Annotated in this window: 14 protein-coding genes and 2 tRNA genes; 6 read left to right on the forward strand and 10 right to left on the reverse strand. The window is 69.0% G+C overall.

Annotation, left to right across the window (positions count from 1 at the left end):
• Nucleotide 1: 1 nt before the first annotated feature.
• Nucleotides 2-75, reverse strand: a tRNA-Ile gene (locus VGZ32_RS15680).
• A gap of 104 nt (nt 76-179) precedes the next feature.
• A tRNA-Asn gene (locus VGZ32_RS15685) sits at nt 180-252 on the reverse strand.
• 516 nt (nt 253-768) lie between these two features.
• Here VGZ32_RS15685 and VGZ32_RS15690 point away from each other — a divergent pair.
• Nucleotides 769-1,083, forward strand: a complete 315-nt coding sequence (locus VGZ32_RS15690) for a hypothetical protein (protein ID WP_326886778.1) — start codon at nt 769-771, stop codon at nt 1,081-1,083.
• Between the two features lie 268 nt (nt 1,084-1,351).
• On the opposite strand, the gene VGZ32_RS15695 is transcribed toward VGZ32_RS15690, so the two are convergent.
• Entirely contained in the window at nt 1,352-2,476 is a 1,125-nt protein-coding gene (locus VGZ32_RS15695; protein ID WP_414642549.1) for an RNA polymerase sigma factor, read from the reverse strand.
• Between the two features lie 221 nt (nt 2,477-2,697).
• Between VGZ32_RS15695 and VGZ32_RS15700 the strand changes: the two genes are divergently transcribed.
• A complete protein-coding gene (locus tag VGZ32_RS15700) occupies nt 2,698-2,859 on the forward strand; it encodes a hypothetical protein (protein WP_326886780.1) in 162 nt (53 codons plus the stop codon).
• Between the two features lie 99 nt (nt 2,860-2,958).
• Here the strand turns inward: VGZ32_RS15700 and dnaG are convergent, their stop codons facing one another.
• Together dnaG and VGZ32_RS15710 are read right to left on the reverse strand one after the other, a co-directional pair.
• Complete coding sequence (dnaG, locus tag VGZ32_RS15705) at nt 2,959-4,842, reverse strand: DNA primase (protein ID WP_326886781.1); 1,884 nt, start codon at nt 4,840-4,842, stop codon at nt 2,959-2,961.
• 93 nt (nt 4,843-4,935) lie between these two features.
• Complete coding sequence (locus VGZ32_RS15710) at nt 4,936-6,189, reverse strand: deoxyguanosinetriphosphate triphosphohydrolase (protein WP_326886782.1); 1,254 nt, start codon at nt 6,187-6,189, stop codon at nt 4,936-4,938.
• A gap of 154 nt (nt 6,190-6,343) precedes the next feature.
• On the opposite strand from VGZ32_RS15710, the gene VGZ32_RS15715 reads away from it, so the two are divergent.
• On the forward strand, nt 6,344-6,814 hold the full coding sequence (locus VGZ32_RS15715) for a GNAT family N-acetyltransferase (RefSeq protein WP_326886783.1): 471 nt from the start codon (nt 6,344-6,346) through the stop codon (nt 6,812-6,814).
• 57 nt (nt 6,815-6,871) lie between these two features.
• Here the strand turns inward: VGZ32_RS15715 and ppdK are convergent, their stop codons facing one another.
• Together ppdK and VGZ32_RS15725 are read right to left on the reverse strand one after the other, a co-directional pair.
• Entirely contained in the window at nt 6,872-9,607 is a 2,736-nt protein-coding gene (gene ppdK / locus VGZ32_RS15720) for a pyruvate, phosphate dikinase (RefSeq protein ID WP_326886784.1), read from the reverse strand.
• Nucleotides 9,608-10,206: 599 nt separating this feature from the next.
• A complete protein-coding gene (locus tag VGZ32_RS15725; RefSeq protein WP_326886785.1) occupies nt 10,207-10,941 on the reverse strand; it encodes a hypothetical protein in 735 nt (244 codons plus the stop codon).
• 170 nt (nt 10,942-11,111) lie between these two features.
• On the opposite strand from VGZ32_RS15725, the gene dusB reads away from it, so the two are divergent.
• From dusB to VGZ32_RS15740, 3 genes are all read left to right on the forward strand, one after another.
• Nucleotides 11,112-12,239: a tRNA dihydrouridine synthase DusB gene (gene dusB, locus VGZ32_RS15730; RefSeq protein ID WP_326886786.1), complete on the forward strand. Its 1,128-nt coding sequence runs from the start codon at nt 11,112-11,114 to the stop codon at nt 12,237-12,239.
• A 125-nt stretch (nt 12,240-12,364) separates the two neighbouring features.
• The gene (gene ppgK, locus VGZ32_RS15735) at nt 12,365-13,123 is read left to right on the forward strand and encodes a polyphosphate--glucose phosphotransferase (RefSeq protein WP_326886787.1); all 759 of its coding nucleotides are present in this window, start codon (nt 12,365-12,367) and stop codon (nt 13,121-13,123) included.
• 255 nt (nt 13,124-13,378) lie between these two features.
• On the forward strand, nt 13,379-13,990 hold the full coding sequence (locus VGZ32_RS15740; RefSeq protein ID WP_326886788.1) for a hypothetical protein: 612 nt from the start codon (nt 13,379-13,381) through the stop codon (nt 13,988-13,990).
• Nucleotides 13,991-14,079: 89 nt separating this feature from the next.
• On the opposite strand, the gene VGZ32_RS15745 is transcribed toward VGZ32_RS15740, so the two are convergent.
• The 3 genes from VGZ32_RS15745 to VGZ32_RS15755 all read right to left on the reverse strand — a co-directional run bounded on the left by VGZ32_RS15745 (nt 14,080) and on the right by VGZ32_RS15755 (nt 18,330).
• Nucleotides 14,080-15,468: a glycine--tRNA ligase gene (locus VGZ32_RS15745; RefSeq protein ID WP_326886789.1), complete on the reverse strand. Its 1,389-nt coding sequence runs from the start codon at nt 15,466-15,468 to the stop codon at nt 14,080-14,082.
• A gap of 176 nt (nt 15,469-15,644) precedes the next feature.
• A complete protein-coding gene (locus VGZ32_RS15750) occupies nt 15,645-17,021 on the reverse strand; it encodes a glycoside hydrolase domain-containing protein (protein WP_326886790.1) in 1,377 nt (458 codons plus the stop codon).
• 487 nt (nt 17,022-17,508) lie between these two features.
• Nucleotides 17,509-18,330 carry an isoprenyl transferase gene (locus VGZ32_RS15755; RefSeq protein WP_326886791.1) on the reverse strand — a complete coding sequence of 274 codons (822 nt, stop codon included), beginning with the start codon at nt 18,328-18,330 and terminating at the stop codon, nt 17,509-17,511.
• Nucleotides 18,331-18,397 lie beyond the last annotated feature (67 nt).

Consider the following 18,397-nt stretch of genomic DNA (forward strand, 5'->3'; position numbering starts at 1 on the left):
GTAGGGCGGGTGGGACTCGAACCCACGACCCAAGGATTATGAGTCCTCTGCTCTAACCGGCTGAGCTACCGCCCCGGGTTCCCGACGGAGGGCTTGTGCCCGGTTCGACCCGGTATCAACCATTTCCGCCGGATACACAAAACGTCCCCGGGCCGGAGGCGCGGAGACGTTGCTGTGCGCTCCCGCAATAGGACTCGAACCTATAACCTGCCGGTTAACAGCCGGCTGCTCTGCCAGTTGAGCTATGCGGGATCGGTACTGTCGCACGGGCTTTCGCCTGGTCGGGCGGCGGCCCTGCGGAGACCAACATTAGCGCATCCAGGGGGGTGCTCCGCCACTCGGTAAGTGAGGGTGGGGCAGGCCGGGGCGGAGCGAGCAGAGTGGGGTCATGCGGATGCGCGCTTGGCGTGACGAGCGGGGAGAGCGGGGTCGTGCGGACGGCGCTTGCGTGACGGGCGGGGCGGAGTGGGGTCATGCGGCCCTACCTTCTTGAACCTTCTTGAGTGGGTCCCGTGAGTCCGCGACTCTGGGATTGCGCGTGGTGGGCGGGCCGCGGCGGCGGTGCGGTGCGGACACGGGTGCGACGTCGGACGCGAGGTGTTGTTCCCGGTCTCGGCCGATTGGGGTAACCTGCCAGGTCAAACCGGTTAGCTGAGGGCGCACGCGGGTAGTCGCGGCTAGGAGGGGCGCCGTGCGTGCCCCATCGTTCCGGCATCCGACATCCGGTATCCGGATCGAACTGGTCCGTCCGTCGTTGGGGAGTGCGAGATGAAAGCCAAGGCCAGCTTTGTCGGCGGGGCCTTGATCGGGTTGCTCGTGGGCAGCCGGATCGGGCACGCCCTCTACGACCGTGTTCGTGCGGGCGCGTCTGCTATGGCCCGCAACCCCAAGATCCGCAGTACCGCTTCGACTGCGAGCGACCGTGCCACGCATGCCGCGAAGTCCGCAGGCACGACTGCCGCCCACCAGGTCAAGCACGCCAGCTCAACCGTTGCGCACCGCTTTACCGACCGGTTTAACGGTGTCATGCACCACTCGATGCACGACGGTGACGGCGGGACGTCCGACGATCGAGGGCTGTGAGGTTGCAAGAGGGCTCATAGTCCTGGGGCATGAGCGGCGGGGTATGGCGGGGCGGAGCGTCGATTTGGCGGCGCTACCGCCCCGTTGCATTGCGTTGGGTTGCATTGCGGCTCGTAAATAGCGCGCGGAATCGGGGCGCGGTGGCGAAACTAAGAGCGGAAGCTGGCAGCCCGGGCGTCAGCTTCAACGTCAGGGCAGAAGGCTGGCGGACGGAGGTCAGCTCGAACGTCAGCGCAGAAGGCTAGCGGCCGGGCGTCGTTTTTCAGCGTCAGCGCAGGTAGTCCTTGAGCTGGTCGGCGTAGGAGTGGCCCCGCAACTTCGCCAGCGTCTTGGCCTCGATCTGGCGGATGCGCTCGCGGGTGACGCCGAAGGTGCGGCCGATTTCCTCGAGGGTGTGGGGCTCGCCGTCGGTCAGTCCGTAGCGCAGCTGCACTACCCTTTTCTCCCGCTCGCCGAGCGTCGAGAGCAGGGTGTCGAGGTGCTCGCGCAGCATCATCACGGCGACCGAGTCCGCTGGGGACACCGCGTCTGCGTCTTCGATCAGGTCGCCGAGCGCCACGTCGTCCTCTTCGCCTACGGGCGCGTGGAGGGAGACCGGTTCCTGGGCCAGGCGCAGGACCTCGACGACGCGCTCTTCGGGCACTCCGAGCACGTCGGCGATCTGTTCCGGGGTCGGCTCGATCGAGTTCGCCTGCAGGAGTGCGCGCTGCAGCCGTACTACGCGGTTCATCAGCTCGACCACGTGGACCGGGACGCGGATGGTGCGCGCTTGGTCGGCCAATGCGCGGCTCATCGCCTGGCGGATCCACCACGTCGCGTACGTGGAGAACTTGTAGCCGCGGGCGTAGTCGAACTTCTCGACCGCGCGGATGAGGCCGAGGTTCCCCTCTTGTACGAGATCCAGGATGGACATGCCGCGGCCGATGTAGCGCTTGGCGATCGAGACCACCAGTCTCAGGTTCGCCTCGATCAGCTTGCGCTTGGCGGCCTGGCCGCGCAGGACCAGCACGTGCAGGTCGCGCCGGTCCTCCGGCTTGAGGTCGAAGGTGTGCAGCAGCTTCTCGTCGGCGAACAGTCCGGCCTCGACGGCGCGGGCCAGCTCCACCTCTTCCACCGCGGTGAGCAGCGGGATGCGGCCGATTTCGCGCAGATACTGCCGGAAGAGGTCGCCGGCCGGTCCCGCCGAGTCGGCCCATGCCGCCACGTGGGCGTCGGCGGCCTCCTGCTCCTGCGGGGACGGCTCCTGCTCCGCCTCGGTCTCGGCCAGCTCCTCCGGGTCGGGCTCCCTGGGGTCACGGCCGCGCGTCGCTGACGGCGGGTCCGCCACCTGCTGTTGCGCCTGTTGCACGTCTGCGCCGTCCTCCACCGCGTCTCTCGTCAGAGGCAGCGACATCACCCGGGCCAGCCGCGGCGCGTCGTCCGGCAGGGCGTCTGGACCATCCTCCTCGGCATCGCGCGGGGTGGCAACCACGGAGAGGAACCGCTCGGGGCGCGGCGGGCCAGCCTGCTCCACCGCACCCGGCGTGGGTTCGACGATGACACGTGCGAGGGCGCCGTCCATACGAACTCCGTCCACTTCACCGGCCGGTACGGCCAGGGCCGCGCGGAACTTCCTTGTCCCGTACGGTGCCCGAGTTCCCGGTCGTCACCGGCTGCCTGTGCAACACGACGCCGCCGGACCCGACGCCGCAGTCGATTCCACCCGAGTGGAAGTCCACGACTCCCCCCTACCCCGGCGCGCGGCTTTTCGCGCCTCCCGAGGCCAGGAAGTTCTAGGAATCGCGGAATTGGCAGTCACTCGCCACACGCACTCCAGAGGGTTGCGGAAACCCGCCGATCCGTCGGCGCGGCCAGGCGATCCGCACGATGATCAATTCACTGATCGACGCGGCCACGCAGGCCGGCGAGGTACTTGGCCACCTCGTTCAGCTCGGTGGACGCGGCGAGGTACTCCTGCGCGTGGACGTTTGGATCAAGCCGCTTCAACCGTGAGAACAGGCTCGTCCTGTGCCGCTCCACGGCGTCGATGCGTACTTGCGTGAGGACGGTGAGCACGTAGCGCGCGTCCACGGCCTGCCGTCCCTTGCCCGGCTCGCGCACCAGCGGCGGTTCGACCGCGAGCCGGTTGATCAAGGTGCGCACGCTGTCGTCCGCGGCCACGGCGGTCACTTCGCCGAGCCAGCGCAGAGGATCCTCGACCGCGGCCGCGACACCGCCCGCCGCTGCTATAGCGGAGCGCACGGCCGTGTATTCGGCGTGGGTGAACTCCTCCTCCCCCAGTTCGTCGAAGAACGGAGTGGCCAGCCTCGGGCACTGGAGCGCGATCTTCAGAGCCTCGCGCTGACGGCGAGCAGGCGAGTCCGAGGGCTCGGGACGGGGGCCGCTGGTCGGCGTTTTGGGAGCGGGGGCCGCGGCGGACGAGGCGCGGCCGGGCGCGGCGCGGCGCACCTCCGCAGCCACGATCCGGTCATCGTCGACGCCGAGCCAGCCGGCCAGCCGACGGCCGTACTCGGGGCGCAGCGCGGGGTCGTGGATGGAGGCGACGATCGGCGCGGTGGCGCGCAGCGCACGCACCCGGCCCTCGGGGGTCTCGAGGTTGAATTCGTTGAGGCGGGAGCGGATGACGAACTCGAACAACGGGATCCGGGCCGAGATCAGGTCACTGACGGCGGCGTCGCCACGCGCGATCCGCAGCTCGCACGGGTCCATCCCGTCCGGCTGCACCGCGACGAAGGTCTGCGTGACCCAACGCTGGTCCTCCATGAAGGCCCGCAGCGCCGCCTTCTGCCCGGCCGAATCGCCGTCGAAGGTGAACACGACCTCGTAGCCGAGGTACTGGTTGCGGTCCGCCAGCAGCCGTCGCAGGATCTTGATGTGCTCCTCGCCGAACGCGGTGCCGCAGGTGGCGATCGCGGTGGTCTCCCCGGCCAGATGGCAGGCCATGACGTCGGTATAGCCCTCGACCACCACGGCCCGCTGCAGCTTCGCGATGTCCTTGCGCGCCAGATCGAGGCCGTAGAGCACGGAGGACTTCTTGTAGAGGGGGGTTTCGGGCGTGTTCAGGTATTTGGGAGAGTCTTTGTCATCGTTCAGGCGGCGCGCGCCGAAGCCGATCACCTCGCCGCCGAGGTCCGCGATCGGCCAGACGAGACGGTCGCGGAAGCGGTCGATCGGGCCGCGCCGCCCCTCCGAGGCCAGGCCGGCGGTCATCAGCTCCTTGTCGGTGAAGCCGCGCCCGCGCAGGTGTCGTACGAGTACATCCCAGCCGGCCGGGGCATAGCCGACGCCAAACCGTTCGAGGGCGGTGGCGTCGAAGTTCCGCTGGGTAAGGAACTCGCGGCCGTGCCGGGCGCCCGGCGAGGCCAGTTGTTCGCGGTAGAAGTCGGCGGCGGCGCGGTGGGCTTCGAGCAGGCGGGCGCGCTCGCTGGTCTCGGTGCGCTTGGTGTAACCGCCCTCGGCGTAGCGCAGCTCGATCCGGGACCGCTTGGCCAGTTGCTCGACCGCCTCGTTGAAGGAGAGATGGTCGAGCTTCATGACGAACGAGATGACGTCGCCGCCCTCGCTGCAGCCGAAGCAGTGCCACAGGCCGCGGGCCGGGGTGACGTTGAAGGACGGGGACTTCTCCTCATGGAACGGGCACAGGCCCTTGAGGTTCCCGCCGCCCGCGGAGCGCAGTTGGATGTGCTCACCGATGACGTCGGCGACTCCTGAGGCGTCGCGGACTGCTTTGACGTCCTCATCCCGAATGCGCCCGGCCATGGGCCAGATCCTACGCGGCGGGACTGACGGTCACGCTTGAAAAGGTAGGGGGTTCACGCGGGCTCGGGCGGGCTAGGCGGGTCAGGCAACGGCTCAGGCGTCGCGCAACTCGTGATACAGGCGCTGCGCGGCGGCGTCAGTGATCGAGGCGATCTGGTCGACCGCGACGCGCAGCCGGGCGGCATCGTCGGGGGCTTCGGACCACCACGTGTGGAACGCCGGCTCCAGCCGGTCGGGGCGGTCGGCCAACAGCGCGACCAACTCCCGGATCAAGTCCGACTGGCGGGCCCGCAGCGCGAGCGCCCGCTCGGTCTCCATCACGTAGCGCGCGGTCACGGCCTTGAGGACGGCGTTCTCCAGACGGATGGGCCTCGGAACGATCAGTTCGGCGCCGTACCGGGTGTGCGGCCCCGGGCCGTACGTGTCCCGGGTATCACGTGCCACGGCGAGGCAGAACCGGCCGATCAGTTCGCTGGCCGCGCGCTTGAGCCGAGCCTGCGCGTTGAAGCTGCGGTCGTAGTCGTCCGGCCACCACTCGACCGCCAGCAGCCGATCCAGCGCCTCGGCCAGTTCCCCGGCGTCGGCGTCGGGGGCGTAGCCGCGAGCCCGCTCGAACAGGGCTTCGCGCTCGTCGGGCACGTGCAGCACTTTCGGGTCCAGGTGCCCGGCGTGGATCGCGTCCTCCAGGTCGTGCACCGAGTAGGCCACGTCGTCGGACCAGTCCATGAGCTGGGCCTCGAAGCACTTGCCCGCCCCGGCCGGGGCGCCGATCCGGGTCCAGGCGAAGACCGTGTGGTCGTCGGTGTAGTGGCCGAACTTGCGGACGCCGGGGCGGCGCGGCCAGGGGTACTTGGTGACCGCGTCGAGCAGCGCCCGGGTCGGATTGAGCCCGGCGGACCGGCCGTCCGGCCGGATCACCTTGGCCTCGAGGCGGGTGAGGATGCGCAGGTTCTGCGCGTTGCCCTCGAAGCCGCCGATGTGGCCGGTCACCGAGTCCAGCGCGTCCTCGCCGGTGTGGCCGAACGGCGGATGGCCCAGGTCGTGCGCAAGACAGGCGGCCTCCACCAGGTCCGGATCGGCACCGAGGGAGCCGGCCAGTTCCCGGCCGATCTGCGCGACCTCCAGGGAGTGGGTCAGCCGGGTGCGCGGGAAGTCGGACTCGCCGGGCGCCACGACCTGCGTCTTCCCGGCCAGGCGGCGCAGCGCGAGGCTGTGCAGGACGCGGGCGCGGTCGCGTTGGAAGGGGGTGCGTTCGCCTCCGGTGCGCTTGAGGTCGCTGACCGGCTCGACCGCGTACCGCTCGATATCGGCCTCGCCGTATCCCGGCGTGATCTGGACCTGTGCCATGACACCCACGGTAGACGGTCGAGGTCAGGCGGCGTAGCAGACGCCTCGTCCGGCGCTCGAGACGCCGCTCGCGGCCTCGGCCTACCATCCGTAATCTGCCATGAAGGCTTCCGAGTGTTACTTTTCCGCAACGGGGAGCCGCTAGCGTAACCGCATGATCGCAATCGACGTGGCGTCGGTGCCGACCGACGACGGGGACCTGGCCGAGTTGCTGACCGCGTACTTCAAGGACCTCTCACTGCGGTACTGGGAATTCGAGGTGTCCTGGGAGGAGTTCGAGGCGGAGATCAAACCCGGCGTCAGGTTCCTGCTCGCGCGCCGGGACGGCACGGCCGTGGGCTGCTGCGCGCTTCAGCGCAATCGCGAGTCAGGGCTCGAAGGCATCGAGCTCAAGCGGATGTACGTGGACCCGGCGGCGCGCGGGACGGGAGTGGCGAACGCGCTGCTGGAGGCGGCCGAGAAGCTGGCGCGGGAGCTCGGCGCGCCGCAGATCTATCTGGAGACGGGCGTGCGGCAGCCCGAGGCCCGGCGCGTGTACGAGCGCAGCGGATACACCGAGATCCCGACTTACCCGCCGTGGGTCGGCATGGAGCTCTCGGTCGCGTACGCGAAGCGGCTGAGCTGACGGGACGGGTCCGCGTCCCGTCAGCCCACTGCGACGTCTGTCGCTGAACCGCGTCCGTCAGCCCTTGCGCGGCGAGAGCACTGAGGCGCGCCCGGCCTCCAGGCGCGCGATCGGCACCCGGAACGGCGAGCAGGACACGTAGTCCAGCCCGACGCGGTGGAAGAAGTGGACGGATTCGGGGTCGCCGCCGTGCTCGCCGCACACCCCCAGCTTGAGGGTCGGGCGGGCGGCCTTGCCCTCCTCGGTCGCGATCTGGACCAGCCGGCCGACGCCGTCGAGGTCCAGGGTCTCGAACGGGGAGACGCCGAAGATGCCCTTGTCCAGGTAGGCGCTGAAGAACGCCGCCTCCACGTCGTCCCGGCTGAAGCCCCACGTGGTCTGGGTCAGGTCGTTGGTGCCGAACGAGAAGAACTCGGCGGCCTCGGCGATCTGCCCGGCGGTCAGCGCCGCGCGGGGCAGCTCGATCATCGTGCCGATCAGCGCCCTGATGTCGGCGCCGGTGCGCTCGCGCACGTCGTCCAGCACCGCGCGGGCCTCGTCACGGATGATCTCCAGCTCCTGCACCGCGCCGACCAGCGGCACCATGACCTCGATCCGGGCCACCCCGCCGGCCTTGGCGACCTGCGCGGCCGCCTCCGACAGGGCCTTGACCTGCATGATGAACAGGCCGGGCACGACCAGGCCGAGCCGCACCCCCCGCAGGCCGAGCATCGGGTTGGCCTCGTGCAGCTTGTGCACCGCCTGCAACAGTCGCAGGTCGTTCTCGGCCTTCTCGCCGCGCGCCTCGGCCACCGCGACGCGCACCGACAGCTCGGTCAGGTCGGGCAGGAACTCGTGCAGCGGCGGGTCGAGCAGCCGCACGGTGACCGGCAGCCCGCCCATCGCGGTCAGGATCGCCACGAAGTCGTCGCGCTGCATCGGCAGCAGCTCGTCGAGCACCTTGCTCCGCTCGGACTCGTCCTCGGCCAGGATGAGGCGCTCGACCAGGGTGCGCCGCTCGCCGAGGAACATGTGCTCGGTGCGGCACAGGCCGATGCCCTGTGCACCGAACCGCCGCGCCCGGGCGGCGTCGTCCGGGTTGTCGGCGTTGGCCCGGATGTACAGCGCACGCCGCTCGTCCGCCCAGTTCATGATCCGGTGCACGGCCTTGACCAGCGGAGCGGCGTACGGGGAGTCGGGGCCGAGCCGTCCCTCGAAGTACTCGACCACTGGCGAGGGCTGCACGGGGATCTCGCCGAGGTACACCGCGCCCGAGGTCCCGTCGATCGAAAGGAGGTCGCCCTCCTCGACCACGACACCGCCCGGGGCGGTCATCCGGCGGCTCTTGGTGTCGACGTCCAGTTCCTCGGCGCCGCACACGCAGGTCTTGCCCATGCCGCGGGCGACCACGGCGGCGTGCGAGGTCTTGCCGCCGCGGGAGGTCAGGATGCCCTGCGCGGCGACCATGCCGCCCAGGTCGTCCGGGTTGGTCTCGCGGCGGATCAGGATGACCCGCTCGCCGGTGCGCGACCACTTGATCGCGGTGTAGGAGTCGAACACGGCCTTGCCGACCGCCGCGCCGGGCGAGGCGTTCATGCCGGTGGTGATGCGCTTGTGGTCGCCCCGGGTGTCGAACTGAGGGAACATCAGCTGCGCCAGCTGGTTGCCGGTCACCCGGGTCAGCGCCTCGTCCGCGCTGATCATACCCTCGTCCACCAGGCTCGACGCGATGAGGAACGCGGCCGCCGCAGTGCGCTTGCCGACGCGCGTCTGCAGCATCCACAGCTTGCCGCGCTCGATGGTGAACTCGATGTCGCACAGATCCTTGTAGTGGCCCTCGAGCGTGGCCATGATCCGCATCAGCTCGGCGTAAGAGGCCGGGTCGATCTGCTCCAGCTCCTGCAGCGGCACGGTGTTGCGGATGCCGGCGACGACGTCCTCGCCCTGCGCGTTGGCCAGATAGTCGCCGTACACGCCCTGGGAGCCGCTCGCCGGGTCGCGGGTGAAGGCGACGCCGGTGCCCGAGTCGGGGCCGAGGTTGCCGAACACCATGGAGCAGATGTTGACGGCGGTGCCCAGGTCGTGCGGGATGCGCTCCTGGCGGCGGTAGAGCTTGGCGCGCCCGGTGTTCCAGGACTCGAAGACGGCCCGGATCGCCAGGTCCATCTGCTCGCGCGGGTCCTGCGGGAACTCCCGGTCCGCCTGGTCGCGCACGACCTGCTTGTACGTCTCGACCAGGTCGCGCAGGTCGTCGGCGTCGAGGCCGAGGTCGTTGGCGATGCCCTTGGCCTTCTTGGCCGCCTCGAGCGCCTCCTCGAAGTGTTCGCCGCCGATGTCCAGGACGGTCTTGCCGAACATCTGGATCAGCCGGCGGTACGAGTCCCAGGCGAAGCGCTCGTCCCCGGAGACCGCCGCCAGGCCGCCGACCGAGTCGTCGGACAGCCCGATGTTCAGCACCGTCTCCATCATGCCCGGCATGGAGAACTTGGCCCCGGACCGGACCGAGACCAGCAGCGGGTCGTCGGGCGCGCCGAGCTTGCGCCCCATCCGCTCCTCGAGCGAGGCCAGGTGTGCGGAAACCTCCGCGCGCAGTCCCTCCGGCTCCGAGCCGGTGGTGAGGTAGGCGCGGCAGGCCTCGGTGGTGAGGGTGAACCCCGGGGGCACCGGCAGCCCCAGGTTGGTCATCTCGGCGAGGTTCGCACCTTTTCCGCCGAGCAGGTCCTTAAGGTCCTTGTTGCCTTCAATGAAGTCGTAAACGAATTTCGTCCCGCCGTTGAGGGCGGCGTCCGTCGCGGTGGTGGCGTCGGTCGGCACGTGAGGCTCCCTGAAGCTCAAACGCGTGCAATGTGAAAAAGACGTCGACCGCACGTGCGACGCCTAACTCCTGACGTCAAGGACACTACCGGCCGGTTACAAGGCTGTCAGTGTGAGGGGGACCACCCTGTGGATAAATCGCCGAAAAATTGTCCGAACAGGGCGAGCAGGGCGACACGCGACAGGGTCGACGCAACGGGGCCGACGCGGCGAGGCCGGGGGCGTAGCCTGCCCCCGGCCTCTGTTGATGCCGCCCAATTGCTGTGCACCAGCACGTTTGAAGAGTGCCGATCATCGTCATCACGCTGTGCTCTGCCTATTGAGCTAGCAGACCACGAGCGGTCCGCGCGGGGGTCGAACCCGCAACCCAGCGTTGTCAGTCTGCACTCGGTCGATCTGGTGCTCGGCGGCGAATACTGAGTCTGGAGCGAGAGTCTGAGATTGATCGAGGCTGCCTCTGCCAGTTGGGCTACCCCGGCCCGAGTGCCGGGGGCGGGATTCGAGCCCGCACTTTTCACCTCGTGGGTCAGCTTCAGCTTCAGCTTCAGCTTGCGCTCCTCGCGCATCCCTCCCGCTCGCGCGGGAGGGAACTCATGGGGCTACCCGAACAGGTAGCCGAATACTGCGTCACCGACGTGCTGGTCGGTGACGGCGGTGCCGTTGGCCTCCTCGCGCGCGAACTTGACCGCCGCCTGAAGCGACTCCACCCGCTCCAGCAGCTCGTTGATCCGCACGGCCGGCAGCGCGCCGGAGAACTTCACGGTCGTCCAGTACCCGACCGGGATGTCCTCGTAGTACACCTCGACCTGCGCCGGGTGCTTCTCGGTGGCCTCGGCCTTCACGTGGTTGCGCGGGACCTTCTTGGTCTTGATCGTCTTGACCGGCTCGGTCTTCCACGCGTCGGTCGACGGGTCGTGCGACCAGGCCTCGGCGGCGTCCAGCACCGGCAGCTTCTTGACGAAGGTGTGCAGGTCGGTGAGCTGCTTCTCCAGGAACAGCAGGTAGCTGACCGGCGCGTCCTTGACCAGGGTGCGCCCGTCCACGGTCACGTCCGCCTTTGCGACGCAGTTGGCCCAATCCTTGGTCGCGGTGACGTCGAACAGGCGGGTCAGTGTCGCGGCGGTGCGCCGCAGCACCTCCTCGGCCTTGACCTGCACGCGCGTGGACTCGGGCGGCAGCTGCTCGCCCTCCTCGTCCTTCGCCTGGTACGTGCGCGAGATGCCGGACAGCAGTACCGCCTTCTGCACGGCGTGATGCGCCTCGGTCAGCTCCTGGAAGGACTTGCTCTTGACGCCCTTCTCCACCGCGATGATCTGGTTGAGCTTCGTCGCCACCGGTGGCCCCCTCCTGTTTCCCTTCGTTCCACGCCGTGTGCGCGGATGTTCCCCTCGATTCCGCGGAAACGTTAGCAGCAGGCCACTGATGTCCGCGACATAATTCGCCCGGCTCCGGGAACGCGCTCGGATCGGACCGCGCTCCGGGTTCGGTATGGGATCCTTGGACGATGAGCGCGACGCTGGCCTTCGGCCCCTATCCGGTGGACCCGCCGGTGGTGCTCGCGCCCATGGCCGGGATCACCAACGTGGCGTTCCGCGAGCTGTGCCGGGAGCAGGGCGCGGCGGTCTACGTGTGCGAGATGATCACCACGCAGGCGCTGGTCGCCCGCAATCCGAAGACCTTCCGCATGATCGAGTTCGGCGAGCGGGAGAATCCGCGCAGCCTCCAGCTTTACGGGGTGGACCCGGCGACGGTGCGCAAGGCGGTCGAGATGATCGTCGACGAGGGGCGCGCGGACCACATCGACGCCAACTTCGGGTGCAGCGTGCGCAAGGTGACCCGGCGCGGCGGCGGGTCGGCTCTGCCGTGGAAGCGATCCCTGTTCCGGCAGATCCTGCGCGCGCTGGTCGAGCCGGCCGCGGCGGCGGGGGTGCCGGTGACGATCAAGATGCGCAAGGGCATCGACGACGACCACCTCACCTACCTCGAGGCCGGCCGCATCGCCCAGGAGGAGGGGGTCGCGGCGGTCGCCCTGCACGCGCGCACCGGGGAGCAGCGCTACTCCGGCGAGGCCGACTGGGAGTCGATCTACCACCTCAAGCAGGCGCTCGACATCCCGGTCCTCGGCAACGGGGACATCTGGGAGGCGGACGACGCGCTGCGGATGATGCGCGAGACCGGTTGCGACGGGGTCGTGGTGGGCCGCGGCTGCCTCGGCCGGCCGTGGCTGTTCGCGGATCTGGCCGCCGCGTTCCGAGGCGACCCGACCCGCCGGATGCCGAACCTGGGCGAGGTCGCGTCCGTGATGCGCCGGCACGCCGAGCTGCTGTGCCGGTGGCTGGAGGATGAGCGCGAGGGTGTGACCGGCTTCCGCAAGCACGTCGCCTGGTACCTCAAGGGTTTCCCGGTCGGCGCCGAGCTGCGCCGCTCGCTGGCCATGGCCTCGTCGATGGCCGAGCTGGACGATCTGCTGGCCCGGCTGGACCCGGCCGAGCCGTTCCCGGCCGCGAACCTCGGCCAGCCGCGCGGGCGCACCAATGCCCCCGCCCGGGTGGTGCTGCCGTACGGCTGGCTGGACAACCGCGACGACGACACCGTGCCCGAAGGCGCTGAGCTGGACGATTCGGGTGGTTGATCAACACTTCGAGGAGGCCGACCCGGCCGCCTCGAAGCGTCTTGATCGATAGTGGGTTCCGGGCGGGTGCGCGGAGGGTAGGAGCCGCTCGAGCCGTCCGCGGCATCGCGAGAGAGGGGCCTGGCGTGCAGATCCTTGGTATCGACATCGGCGGATCGGGTGTCAAGGGCGCCCCGGTGGATTCGGACAGCGGCGAACTCGCGGCCGAGCGCTTCCGGATCGAGACCCCGCAACCGGCGACGCCCGAGGCGGTCGCGGAAACGGTCGGCGAGGTCGCGAAGCATTTCTCCTGGAGCGGACCGGTCGGCGTGACGTATCCCGGCGTAGTCATTCGCGGGACCGTGCATACGGCGGCGAACATGGACCACAGCTGGATAGGCGTCGACGCGGCGGCATTGTTCGGCAAGGTGCTTGACACCGGCGGCTCAGGCGCGCCACGGGTGCTCAACGACGCCGACGCAGCTGGAGTGGCCGAGATGGCGCACGGGGCGGGGCGCGGCCGGGACGGCGTGGTGCTGATGCTCACCTTCGGCACCGGCATCGGTTCGGCGCTGTTCCTCGACGGGAAGCTGGTGCCGAACACCGAGCTCGGCCACCTCGAGCTGCACGGCAAGGACGCCGAACTGCGGGCGTCCGCGCGCATCCGCGCCGAGAAGGAGCTGAGCTGGGACAAGTGGGCCGAGCGGGTGCAGGAGTACCTGGACCTGGTCGAGAAGCTGCTCAGCCCGGAACTGATTCTCGTCGGCGGCGGCGTGGCCAAGCACGCGGACAAGTTCGTGCCGCTGCTGAAGCTGCGCGCCGAGATCGTCGGAGCGAAGCTGATGAACGAGGCGGGGATCGTCGGCGCGGCGATGGCCGCGGCGCCTGGCACTGCCTCACAATAAGAACCGCCTCACAATAAAAGCGGTGTCGCAGTAAGCGTGATTGCTCGCTTCAGTTCGGCGCGCGTTCGGTGGAGCGTGTTCGACGTCGCGTAATCGGGGTCTAAACGGGAAACCGGTCATATCTGGCTGACAGGCGCGTACGCCTTTGTCCGACTACCGTGGGTACGACAGGACGCACCGACTGTCGTGGGTCCTGTGTCATGTGTGAGCAAGAAGGTGAGCATGGCGTCGCGGCGGTTCGCGCGGGGAACGGTGGTGACCGGCCTGCTGATGCTGGCCGCGGCTCCGCTCGCGCTCGCCGCGTGCTCCTCGGCCCCGTCGCCGACGCCCGACATCTCGCCCAACCCTGCCGTCGCCCCGCACGACGAGCGGATCACCCTGCCGGAGACCATGGGCTTGGCGCTGCGGCATCCCGCGCCTGCCGATCGGACGGAGCATCAGATCCTCTACACCGTGCAGCAATCGATCCGTTCCCAACTGCACGCCGAATACGGGCCGGGCGCCAACGACCCGCTGCTGACCGCTTACTGGTCCGGGGATGGCCTGGCGGCAGTGCGGCGCGAGGTGACGGCCTGGGCGAAGCGCGGCGAGCAGCCAGTGGGTGTGCTGGTGGTCAGCAACGTGAGTTACAGCGCGCCGGGCGCTGACGGCAAGGGGACCGTGTCGTACTGCGCGAACTGGCAGAACGTGAACCGCGGCAACTCTGCCACCCACGTCGTCGGCGCGGCGGTGCAGCAGCGGGGCACTGCGGGCACATACACGACGCTGACGTTCGCCAGAAACACCGGCAATCGCGGCGGCCGCTGGAAAGTGACCGCGATGACTGAGAGTCCGAAGTCGCCGCGCTGCCCGACGTCGGGTCATTAGCGCAGGTCATTGACGCAGGTCATCAACGCAGCAGGGCTCTGCGTCAGAACGCAGAGCCCTGCTGATCGTTCCCGATTCCTCCGCCTGCTTCAGCAGCCGATGAGTCGCGCCGCCAGATACCCCTCGACCTGGTCCAGCGAGACCCGCTCCTGCGCCATCGAGTCGCGCTCGCGCACCGTCACCGCGTTGTCCTCGAGGGTGTCGAAGTCGACCGTCACGCAGAACGGCGTGCCGATCTCGTCCTGGCGCCGGTACCGCCGGCCGATCGCCTGCGCGTCGTCGAAGTCGACGTTCCAGCTCCTGCGCAGGCTGTCGGCCAGCCCCCGGGCCTTCGGCGAGAGATCCGTGTTGCGGGACAGCGGCAGCACCGCGACCTTGACCGGGGCCAGCCGGCGGTCGAGCTTGAGCACCGCCCGCTTCTCCATGACGCCCTTCGCGTTCGGCGCCTCGTCCTCGGTGTACGCGTCGACCAGGAACGCCAGCATGCACCGGTTGACACCGGCGGCGGGCTCGACCACGTACGGCGTGAACCGCTCGTTGCTGGCCTGGTCGAAGTACGACAGGTCCTGGCCCGAGTGCTTCGAGTGGGTGCTCAGGTCGAAGTCGGTGCGGTTGGCGATGCCCTCGAGCTCGGAGAACTCGCTGCCGCCGAAGTTGAAGCGGTACTCGATGTCGACGGTGCGCTTCGAGTAGTGTGACAGCTTCTCCTTCGGGTGCTCGTACAGCCGCATGTTGTCCGGGTTGAGCCCGAGGTCGAGGTACCAGTTCCAGCGCTGCTCGAGCCAGTACTCGTGCCACTTCTCGTCCTCGCCCGGCCGGACGAAGAACTCCATCTCCATCTGCTCGAACTCGCGGGTGCGGAAGATGAAGTTGCCCGGGGTGATCTCGTTGCGGAACGACTTGCCGATCTGGCCGATGCCGAACGGGATCTTGCGGCGCGAGGTCTGCAGCACGTTGCGGAAGTTGATGAAGATGCCCTGCGCGGTCTCCGGGCGAAGGTAGGCGAGCCCGGACTCGTCTTCGGTCGCGCCGAGGTGGGTGCTCAGCAGGCCGTTGAACATGCGCGGTTCGGTGAAGGCGCCCTTTGTACCGCAGTTCGGGCAGTTGATCTCGGCCAGGCCGCCGACCGGGGCGTGGCCGTGCTTGTCCTCGTAGGCCTCGATCAGCTGGTCGGCGCGGTACCGCTTGTGGCAGGACAGGCACTCGGTCAGCGGGTCGACGAACTCGGCGACGTGGCCGCTGGCCTCCCAGACCTCCCGGGCGAGGATCACGGACGAATCGAGGCCGACGATGTTGTCGCGCTCGGTCACCATCGTCCGCCACCACTGGCGCTTGATGTTGTTCTTCAGCTCCACGCCGAGGGGTCCGTAGTCCCAGGCAGCCCGTAGGCCCCCGTAGATCTCGCTGGACGGGTAGACGAACCCCCGTCGTTTGCTCAGGCTGACAATGGCGTCGAGGCGGTCACTGCGCAGGGCCATCAGAGGTCTCCATCCGGCTGGCGGTCGGCGGGCGCGACGGGCGCGATCCCCGTGGTGATTCCGGCGCGGGTGCGGTGTCAGTTGCTTGGCGTCATCCGCGGCCGGAGCCCCTAGCTTAGGAGCACCGGGCGATGATAGCGAACTGAATTGGCCTGGTGTGGATGGGTGAGGGCTCGTCACCCGCGCGCCACCGCGCTGTTGACCAGATCGGAGTCTATGTCCAGCGCGATCCCGCCGACCGTCACCGTGTGCGCGCCCGCGTACTGCTTGGACCGCTGCGAGGCCGACCAGACCGTGGCGTTCAGGTACGGCGATCCGGTCAGGTTGGTGGCGTTGTCCCAGAGCGCGAACCACATCGCCTGCGGCTCGGCGAGCGCGCGGCCGGACAGGGTGGTATTGGTCTGCAGGTCGATCGCTGCCGAATCCGCGCTGGAGTACACCCCGGACACGTAACCACTGGCGTTCAGCTGCCTGGTCCAGGCGTCGAGGAAGCTGAGCACCGCGTTCCTGCAGCTCGCCTTCGTGTGGTCGTAGCCTTCCATGTCGTAGTAGATCGGCGTTCCCTGGCCCAGGTGGAACATGGTCGCGTCGGCCACGGCCTGGTTGGCGGCCGCGGTCCCCTCCGAGGCGGCCTGCGACGGGTTTATCTCCTGGCTGAAGCTGTCGCACGGCGCCTGCAGCCCGACGAAGGTAGGCATCAGCGACCAGCCCATGGCCTCGGTGGCCTGGATCCAGCTCGCGGACAGGTTGCCGTAGTCGCAGGCCATTTCCTGGCCGCCGATGTAGATGGCGGTGGCGGAGTACTTGGCCCGCCAGGCCTTCATCGTCGCCAGCGAGGGAGCGGTGCAGGTGTCGAAGCCGGCCAGGGTGCCGGACGTCGCGGCCACGGGCGGCGCGGGCGACGGCTTGGCCGGCGGCGTGGGCGCGGGCGTGGGTGACGGCCCGACCGGCGAGGGGGGCGGGGACGGCCACCAGCCCACGAGCCCCGGCGGCAGGGTCGACGTCGGAGACGGCTGTGAGGCGGCGCTCGAGGGCTTGTTGGCTGGGGCCGTGGCCTTGGCCTGCCGGTTCGGCTGGGCCGGGGCCGTGGGTTTGGCGGATCCGGCGGATGAGCCGGCCGCCGCCCGGCCGGACATGGCCTGGCGCAGGTTGGTCAGCATCTGCAGCATCGCGTCCGGATCGGAACCGTAGGTCGCGGTGACGGAGAAGGCCGGGTTCGGCGTGGCGAGCGCGAACTCGTGCAGCGCCGCGTTCTGCATGATCGTGCCAGGCGCGACGTTCATGTGCGGCGTCAGCCGGTTGGGCCCCGGCTGCGCCCGCTGATCGGTCTGCACCGGCGTGGACGGCTGGCCCGGGGCGGCCGGGGCGCCGATGCTCAGCGTGTCGGCCCGGCCGATCAGGCCCGGTGGGCAGTTCTGGTTGGGGCCGGGGGTGCCGAGATAAACCGCGTTAATGTCGTAGCGGACGCATTGACTGGGGTCCTTATCCAGCGAGTACACCGGCCAGCCGGCCGGGACCTTGATCTGGTAGCCGCGGAACTGCACCGTTTTCATGGCCGGTAGCGCCCGTCCGGCGGGTGCGGCAGTCGTTTTCTTCGCGACCGGCCGGATGGCGGCGGTGAGGGTTACATCGGAGATAACGTGCTGAGGCCCCACCCCCGATCCGATTCCCCCGAAGGCGTACCCGCCGACCATGACAGCCACTGCCGCGCGACGCATTAAAATCCCCCTGATTAACCCCGTTGACATTGGTCCCCTGAAAGCTCGCGAGCACGCCAAAGACCGATTCGTCTCACAAATGCGGTCCCGGCGCACCGGCAGCAGTAATGTTCCCAGTATCCGCAGAGTTACGCACAGTTACACGGATTGTTTGCGGGAAAGCTGGCGCGCGCCGTCCGGGCGCGAGGCGCGTTTGCGGATAGTTCTCGTAAGGCGAAACTACGTTCGTCTGCGTTGCGAGTCCGCCTAGTTCGAGCTGACCCCTGGCGGGGCCGCGGGCGTACGCACCCCGCGCGGGGCGTCCGGGTTTCGGGGCTGGGCGTCAGAGGGCTGGGACCGGGTTGGGCTCGGCGCCGCCGTACCTTCGGTCGCGGCTGGCGAAGATCTCGCAGGCGTGCCACAGGTGGCGGCGGTCGAAGTCGGGCCAGAGGGTGTCGAGGAAGACCAGTTCGGCATAGGCGGACTGCCACAGGAGGAAGTTCGAAAGGCGCTGCTCGCCGGATGACCTGACGAAAAGATCGACTTCCGGAATCTCGGGCTCATCCAGGTAGCGAGCGAACACCTTTTCGTTAATCTTCTCCGGACGAAGCTTTCCCGCCGCCACATCGGCCGCGATGGCGGCCGCGGCGTCGGCGATCTCCGCGCGGCCCCCGTAGTTAACGCAGAATTGCAGCGTCAGAACGGAATTGCCGGCCGACATCTGCTCGGCGTACTCCAGTTCGCTGATGACGCTGCGCCAGAGCCGGGGGCGCCGGCCCGCCCACCGGATGCGGACGCCCATCTCGTTGAGCAGATCACGACGCCGGTGAATGACGTCGCGGTTAAAGCCCATCAGGAAGCGCACTTCATCCGGCGAGCGCCGCCAGTTCTCGGTCGAGAAGGCGTAGGCGGACAGGTACGGAATGCCGAGCTCGATGGCGCCCATGATGACGTCGAGCAGCGATGACTCGCCCTCCTTGTGACCCTCGGTCCTGGGCAGCCCGCGCTTTGTGGCCCAGCGGCCGTCGCCGTCCATGACCAGGGCCACGTGCCGGGGCAGGAACTCGGCCGGGATGTCCGGCGGCTTCACCCCGCTCGGGTGGGGATCGGGCGGGCGCACGGGCGCCGGGCGCGGTCCCTGGGTCTTCGGGTTCCGCTCCCCCATCACACGCGCTCCACGTGACGCAGCGAACGAATCGAATGCTCCAGGTGCCATTGCAGGTAGGCCGCCA

Origin of the sequence: Actinocrinis sp. (assembly GCF_035938995.1) — a bacterium.
Classification (GTDB): Bacteria; Actinomycetota; Actinomycetes; order Streptomycetales; family Catenulisporaceae; genus DASZGI01.